Source organism: Anaerococcus senegalensis JC48, assembly GCF_000321005.1.
In the GTDB taxonomy this organism is placed as follows: Bacteria; Bacillota; Clostridia; order Tissierellales; family Peptoniphilaceae; genus Anaerococcus; species Anaerococcus senegalensis.
Genome location: NZ_HE578907.1, coordinates 1,101,141 through 1,107,702, shown reverse-complemented (window position 1 = coordinate 1,107,702; position 6,562 = coordinate 1,101,141). Strand labels below are relative to the sequence as shown.

The following is a 6,562-nucleotide window of genomic DNA, read 5'->3' as shown; positions in this document are numbered from 1 at the left end:
GATGGGGGTTCTTAGGGGGAAGGAAAAAGGGGACAATCGGAAGTCCCCTGTTCCTTCCGCCCTAAGTCTTACGAAGAATTAATTTAATAAAATTATTAAATTTAAGATAAAAACAAATAAATATATTTTTCTATAAGGAGGAAATATGAAAATTGGTGTTATCGGCATTGGCAATATGGGTTCTGCCATTTCTAAGGGTCTTTTGGGTAAAAATGAGCTTTTTTTATCTAACAGGGGTTCAAATTTAGAATTTTTTAAAGACAAGGATGTTTCTATAATGGAAAATAGGGAAGTTGTTAAAAATTCTAACTATATAATTTTGGCAGTTAAACCAAATTATTATAAAGAAGTAATTGACGAGATAAAAGATTTGTTGCAAAATAAAGTATTTATTTCAATTGCAGCAGGTTTTAGTCTTGAAAAACTTGAAAAATTATTGGGATCTGACAAAAAAATTGTCATGACCATGCCAAATACTCCTGCATCTGTTGGATGTGGAATGTCAATTCTTTGCCCAAATTCAAATATAAATGAAGAAGAATTTTCAAATGTTTTGGAGATTTTTTCATCCTTTGGCAAGGCTATAAAAATTGACCAAAATCAATTTGATGCAGCAAGTGTTGTAAATGGTTGTCTTCCTGCTTTTGTAGATTTATTTGTGGAAAGCTTATCTGATGGAGCTGTTTTATGTGGACTTAAAAGAGATATTTCTTATAAATTGATAGCCCAAACTATAATTGGATCTATTAAATTAATGCAAGATTCAAAAGATCACCCAGGACTTTTAAAAGATAAGGTAACAAGTCCTAAAGGAACAACCATTGAAGGAGTAAAGGCCTTAGAAGAAAATAATTTTAGGGCTAGTTTAATAAAAGCCGTGGAGGCATCATTTAACAAGTCTAAAAATATGTAGTTATATTTTTGTTTATTATAATTACAATATTTTGAATTTCATTTTGATCGATATTTAATTTTTGTAGAAAAGTTTATTTGAAATAATTAGATTTAAAATGTTACCCTAATTATAGGAGGGAAAATGAACATTCTAAAAAATTATTTTAAATTTATATTAAAACAAGATGTTGACTCTAAAAATTCTTCCAAGGCTTTTATTGTAGTTAGAATATTATCTTTTTTAATTGTAGGATTATTTTCTTTTGGACTTTATTATTTATTAGATAGGTATAAACTTAATATTTTTGTAAAATACCTGATTTTAATTTATGCTAGTTTTGCCTTTTTTACAACCTTACCTTGTAAAACTATTCAAATGAGAGAAGATGCGAACAAGTTAAAGTCTTGGATTCCAAATTTTGGATTTTATAATAGTATTTCGACTTTACTTGCTCCAGTTTATTTGTTTAAATACTGTAAGGCAATTGAAAAAACAAGAAAAATTAAAAAAATTTTGCAAATAAAATAGATTTGTCCTATAATAAAAATAGCTAGGGGTGCTTATTGCTGAGAGATGGATTTCCATTAACCCTTTAAACTTGAATAGGTTAAAACCTGCGTAAGAAAGCGATAATTTTTTAAAAGAAGTTTAAAGACCCTAGTTAGGGTCTTTTTTTGATCCTAAATAAATGTCTATTTATCTATGTGTCGAACACAAATGGGGCATACCACCTCGGGTATGGTTTCTATTTGTGTTCTTTTTTTTAGGAGGTGAATATGGTTTTAATAAATGGCAAGGAAGTAAAAATAAAAAATGAAATTTCTTTGTATGAATTTTTAAAAGAAAATAAATTCGATCCTCACTTTGTAGCTGTTGAAGTAAACGAAGAGCTTGTAAAAAGAGAAAATTTCAAAAACTTTCTTGTAAAAGATGGCTATAAGGTTGAAGTTTTTTCCTTTGTTGGAGGGGGTTGATTTGGATTTAAGAGATAAAATTTTAAAAAGACAAAATAAAAAAGACAATGAAATATTTAAAAATGCTAAAGTTTCGATTTTAGGTTGTGGAGGACTTGGCTCAAATATTGCCATGATTCTGGCAAGGGCAGGTATTGGAGAAATTTACTTGTATGATTTTGATAAGGTTGAATATTCAAATTTAAATAGGCAAAATTATAAGATTTCTGATATAGGCAAAGAAAAAGTCTTAGCAACAAAAAAAATAATTGAAGAAACCATTCCATATACAAAAATTCATGCAAGAAATATGTATTTGGATGAAAAAAATATGGATGAAATTGTAGAAAATACAGATTATTTTATTGAAGCTTTTGATAATAAAGAGTCCAAGGTTATGGCCTTTGATTATTTTTCAAAAAAGGAAAATAAATTTCTTTTTACAGCATCGGGCATGGCAGGACTTGGAGATTTTTCAAATATTAAGGTAAAAAAAATAAATAATATCACTATGGTTGGTGATTTCAAATCGGACGCAAAAAAAGATGGGCTTTATCTTGCCTATGTATCAATTATGGCAAGTCTTGAGGCTCTTGAGTGTTTGAAAAAAATAAGAAAGGATTATTATGGAAGATAAATTTATACTAGGTGGCAAGGAATTTAATTCAAGATTTATTCTTGGTAGTGGGAAATATTCTGTAGATTTAATTGATGCTGCTGTAAAAAATGCAGAATGTGAAATGATCACAGTTGCCCTAAGACGAGCAAATACAAAAGATGTGGCAAATATTTTAAATTATATACCAAAACACGTTACAATTATTCCCAATACTTCTGGGGCAAGAAATGCCGATGAGGCAATTAGAATTGCAAGACTTGCAAGAGAAATGGGCTGTGGAAATTTTGTAAAAATTGAAATTATGAGAGATAGCAAATATCTTTTGCCAGATAACGAAGAGACTTTGAAGGCTACAAAAGTTTTGGCTGATGAAGGATTTGTTGTTCTTCCTTATATGTATCCAGATTTAAATTATGCAAGAGATTTAAAAGAAGCAGGAGCAGCTGCTATAATGCCACTTGCAGCTCCAATTGGATCTAACAAGGGCCTTGTTACAAAAGAATTTATAAAAATAATTATTGATGAAGTTGACCTTCCAGTAATTGTTGATGCAGGAATCGGACTTCCAAGTCAAGCTGCAGAGGCAATGGAAATGGGAGCAGCTGCAATTATGGCAAACACGGGAATTGCTAGTGCATCTGATATTACAAAAATGGCAAGAGCATTTAAACTTGGAATCGAAGCAGGTCGTCTTGCAAGACTTTCAAAACCAGGCAGAGTTTTAGAATCTGGTGCTGATCCATCATCACCATTGAGGGATTTTTTCGATTAATATGAATATAAAAAAAGTTACAGATTATTTTCCAGAAATGGATATAATCGATTCAAATATAAAAACCGAAGTTTTAGATCATTACGAAAAAATAAAAAATAAAAATGTAAGCGATGCTGATATTCTTTCAAGTTTAGAAAAAGATAGACTTGATGAAGAAGATTTCTATAATCTTTTATCTGATAAGGCCTTAAATCATTTAGAAAAAATGGGAGAAATTGCAAAAGATAAGAGAGTAAGATATTTTGGAAATAATGTTTGTCTTTTCTCACCAATTTATATAGCAAATTATTGTGAAAATTCTTGTAGGTATTGTGGTTTTAGAGCAAAATCCGATATAAAAAGAGCAAAATTAAATTTTGAAGAAATTGAAGAAGAAATGAAGTCTCTTTCAGAGACTGGAATTGAAGATGTTTTGATTTTAACAGGAGAAAGTCAAAAATTTTCATCAGTAGACTATATAGCAAAAGCTTGTGAAATTGCAAAAAAATATTTTAAAACAATAGGAATTGAAGTCTATCCTGCAAATGTAGATGATTATAAAAAATTAAAAGAATCAGGTGCTGATTTTGTAACAGTTTTTCAAGAATCATACAATCCAAAAACGTATGATTTTTACCATCCTTATGGCCACAAAAGATCTTGGGTTTATAGGATTGATACCCAAGAAAGGGCAATGATGGCAGGATTTAGGGGAGTAGGATTTGGAACACTATTTGGACTAAATGACCCAATAGAAGAAGCTTTCAAATTGGGACTTCATGCTCAAAAAATTCAAAAAAAATATCCCCACACAGAAATTGCAATTTCTCTTCCAAGGATTAGACCAACTCACGGGGCAGATGAACTTAAATTTTTTGAAGTAAATGATAAGAAATTTTTCCAAATTATGCTTGCCCTTAGAATATTTTTACCATTTGCCTCAATAACTCTTTCAACAAGAGAAGACCGTGATTTTAGAAATTTGGCAGTAAAATATGCAGCAACAAAAATTTCTGCATCAGTTGATACTTCAATCGGTCATAGGTCAAAAAAATCTCAAGACGAGGGGGACGAACAATTTGAAATAGCAGATAATAGGTCTTGTGAAGATGCTATAAAAGATTTAAAATCAATTGGCATGAGTCCAGTTTTTACTGATTATATAAATGTTTAGGAGAGATTATGAAAAAAAAGAATTCCCTTCTTGTTTTATTAACTTTATCAATGTTTGTTACAATTGGAGTTGTAATTTCTCCAATTTTAAGATTTGAAGGTTTTGCTCCAACGGCTCACTTTGTAAATATTGTTTGTTCAGTTTTTTTGGGTCCTTGGTATTCACTTTTAAATGGATTAATAACTGCCTTTTTGAGAATGAGTTTTCTTGGGATTCCTCCTCTTGCTATAACTGGACAAGTTTTTGGGGCAGTTTTATCAGGAGTTTTTTATAGAAAATCCAAGGGTTCCTTGCTAGCAGCTGTTATTGGAGAAATTATTGGAACTGGAGTAATAGGCGCTCTTGTTTCTTATCCAGTAATGAAATTATTTTATGGAACAGGGGATATAACTTGGTATTTTTACCTTCCATCATTTATAATCGCAACAATTTTGGGAGGATCTGTTGCCCTAATTTTTTTAAAAACTTTACAAAAATCAAAAGTTTTGTATACCATACAAAAAAAACTAGGAGTAAATGTATATGAAAAATCTAAGAAAAATTCTATCAAATAGAGATTTAGTAAGGAAAAAATCTCCCTTAATCCATGCAATTACAAATCCAATAGCCATAAATATGGTAGCAAATTCTATTTTATTTCAAGGAGCCAAGGCTATTTGTGCCGAGCATCCTGATGAGATGGAAGATATAGTAAAAATTTCTGACTCTCTATCAGTAAATCTTGGAAATATTACAGATTCAAGGATAAAATCAATAGAGCTTGCTGTAAAATTTGCAAACGAAAAAAATATTCCAGTAATAATTGATTTGGTTGGAGTTGGAGCTAGCAAGTTAAGATATGATTTTGCTATAAAACTTTTGAAAAATTATAAATTTTCTTTAATAAAGGGAAATGGGTCAGAAATTTTAGCTATGAGTGGATATGAATCAAATGCCAAAGGAATTGATGTTGGTGAAAAAGATAGATTAAATAGAGAAAATATTGAAAAATTTATTAAAATTTCCAAAAAATTATGCCAAAAATACCAAACTATTGTTTTAATTACAGGAAAGACTGATATTTTACTTGATGAAGATAGATATTTTCTAATAGAAAATGGTTGTGAAAATCTATCAAAAATCACAGCTACAGGTTGTATGCTAACAAGTTTGATTTCAACTTTTTTATCCGTTTGCGATCCAATTGAAGCCTCAATTTTGGGACTTTTGATTTTAGAAATTTCTGGAGAAATTTCTGATAGGGATAAGCTTTATAGCTTTTTTGTAAATTTGATGGATAATATTTCTAGTATAAGTGATGATGAAATTTTAAAAAGAGCAAAAATAAGAGAGGCAAAATTTTGAAAAAATTATACTTGGTAACAAATTCAGATAAATATACTGAAGAAGAATTTTTAAAAAGAATTGAAGATGCTCTTAAGGGAGGAGTTGATATTCTTCAATTAAGGGAGAAAGAAAAAACAGACCTTGAGATTTTAAATTTAGGGAAAAAAGTTAAAAATATCTGCGATGAATATAAAGTCCCAATGCTAATTGACGATAAGCCTCACCTTGCCTGGGCTCTTGGATGTGGAGTCCATGTGGGGGCAGATGATATGCCAATTTCACTTTGTAGAAAACTTTTGGGAGAAAAAGCCCTAATAGGTGCTACTGCAAAATCAGTAAAAGCCGCAAAAAAAGCCCAAGAAGATGGTTCAGACTATTTGGGAGTTGGGGCAATTTTTGAAACAAAAACCCACGTAAAAACCAAAAGAACCTCTGTTGAAACTTTTAAAAAAATAAAAGAGACAGTTGATATTGATGTTTTTGCAATTGGTGGTTTAAATATTGAAAATGTAGATATATTAAAAAATTCAAAATCTGATGGAATTTGTGTGGTTAGGGCAATAATGGACGCAGATGATGTTTACCAAACAAGCCTTGATTTAAAGGAAAAAATTCAAGAATTATAGGATATAAAAAATTTCCCATCTTGACCTTGCGAAGAAATCTCAAAAATGAGTTAAATTTAAAGATAAGTTGAACCAAAGAGATCTCTCGACATAGCTCGAGATGGGTGAATTTTTTATCTATTTTTAAGTTAAAGTTTAAATTAAAATTTTAAAAAAATTAAAATCGTAAAGTAAAAATTTAATCGAAATAAAATATAAAATGAAAGACACTAATA

General features: G+C 29.9%; 9 protein-coding genes and 1 riboswitch. All 9 genes read left to right on the top strand.

Features of this window, described 5'->3' with window-relative positions; all coding sequences use genetic code 11:
- The first annotated feature begins 145 nt into the window (after positions 1 to 145).
- The 9 genes from proC to thiE all read left to right on the top strand — a co-directional run bounded on the left by proC (position 146) and on the right by thiE (position 6,347).
- Positions 146 to 913 (top strand): pyrroline-5-carboxylate reductase, encoded by a 768-nt coding sequence (gene proC / locus ASHG_RS05420; RefSeq protein WP_040398042.1) that lies wholly within the window; start codon positions 146 to 148, stop codon positions 911 to 913.
- Between the two features lie 123 nt (positions 914 to 1,036).
- A complete protein-coding gene (locus ASHG_RS05415) occupies positions 1,037 to 1,423 on the top strand; it encodes a hypothetical protein (RefSeq protein ID WP_040398040.1) in 387 nt (128 codons plus the stop codon).
- Positions 1,424 to 1,437: 14 nt separating this feature from the next.
- A riboswitch (TPP riboswitch) is annotated at positions 1,438 to 1,537 on the top strand.
- Positions 1,538 to 1,671: 134 nt separating this feature from the next.
- Positions 1,672 to 1,869: a sulfur carrier protein ThiS gene (gene thiS, locus ASHG_RS05410; protein ID WP_040398039.1), complete on the top strand. Its 198-nt coding sequence runs from the start codon at positions 1,672 to 1,674 to the stop codon at positions 1,867 to 1,869.
- Position 1,870: 1 nt separating this feature from the next.
- Positions 1,871 to 2,485 (top strand): sulfur carrier protein ThiS adenylyltransferase ThiF, encoded by a 615-nt coding sequence (gene thiF / locus ASHG_RS05405; protein ID WP_040398038.1) that lies wholly within the window; start codon positions 1,871 to 1,873, stop codon positions 2,483 to 2,485.
- Positions 2,475 to 3,239: a thiazole synthase gene (locus tag ASHG_RS05400; protein WP_040398036.1), complete on the top strand. Its 765-nt coding sequence runs from the start codon at positions 2,475 to 2,477 to the stop codon at positions 3,237 to 3,239. Before thiF ends, ASHG_RS05400 begins: the two co-directional genes overlap by 11 nt.
- Before the next feature lies 1 nt (position 3,240).
- Positions 3,241 to 4,395, top strand: coding sequence for a 2-iminoacetate synthase ThiH (gene thiH / locus ASHG_RS05395; protein ID WP_040398035.1), 1,155 nt, complete (start codon positions 3,241 to 3,243; stop codon positions 4,393 to 4,395).
- A gap of 8 nt (positions 4,396 to 4,403) precedes the next feature.
- Positions 4,404 to 4,949, top strand: a complete 546-nt coding sequence (thiW, locus tag ASHG_RS05390; protein ID WP_040398033.1) for an energy coupling factor transporter S component ThiW — start codon at positions 4,404 to 4,406, stop codon at positions 4,947 to 4,949.
- Positions 4,918 to 5,739, top strand: a complete 822-nt coding sequence (thiM, locus tag ASHG_RS05385) for a hydroxyethylthiazole kinase (RefSeq protein ID WP_040398031.1) — start codon at positions 4,918 to 4,920, stop codon at positions 5,737 to 5,739. The genes thiW and thiM overlap by 32 nt, the downstream gene beginning before the upstream one ends.
- Entirely contained in the window at positions 5,736 to 6,347 is a 612-nt protein-coding gene (gene thiE / locus ASHG_RS05380) for a thiamine phosphate synthase (protein WP_040398030.1), read from the top strand. Before thiM ends, thiE begins: the two co-directional genes overlap by 4 nt.
- Positions 6,348 to 6,562 lie beyond the last annotated feature (215 nt).

What these genes read in the sequence shown, in the direction of transcription:
- proC (WP_040398042.1), top strand. Translation starts at nt 146, where the DNA reads ATGAAAATTGGTGTTATCGGCATTGGCAATATGGGTTCTGCCATTTCT.
- ASHG_RS05415 (WP_040398040.1), top strand. Translation starts at nt 1,037, where the DNA reads ATGAACATTCTAAAAAATTATTTTAAATTTATATTAAAACAAGATGTT.
- thiS (WP_040398039.1), top strand. Translation starts at nt 1,672, where the DNA reads ATGGTTTTAATAAATGGCAAGGAAGTAAAAATAAAAAATGAAATTTCT.
- ASHG_RS05400 (WP_040398036.1), top strand. Translation starts at nt 2,475, where the DNA reads ATGGAAGATAAATTTATACTAGGTGGCAAGGAATTTAATTCAAGATTT.
- thiH (WP_040398035.1), top strand. Translation starts at nt 3,241, where the DNA reads ATGAATATAAAAAAAGTTACAGATTATTTTCCAGAAATGGATATAATC.
- thiW (WP_040398033.1), top strand. Translation starts at nt 4,404, where the DNA reads ATGAAAAAAAAGAATTCCCTTCTTGTTTTATTAACTTTATCAATGTTT.
- thiM (WP_040398031.1), top strand. Translation starts at nt 4,918, where the DNA reads ATGAAAAATCTAAGAAAAATTCTATCAAATAGAGATTTAGTAAGGAAA.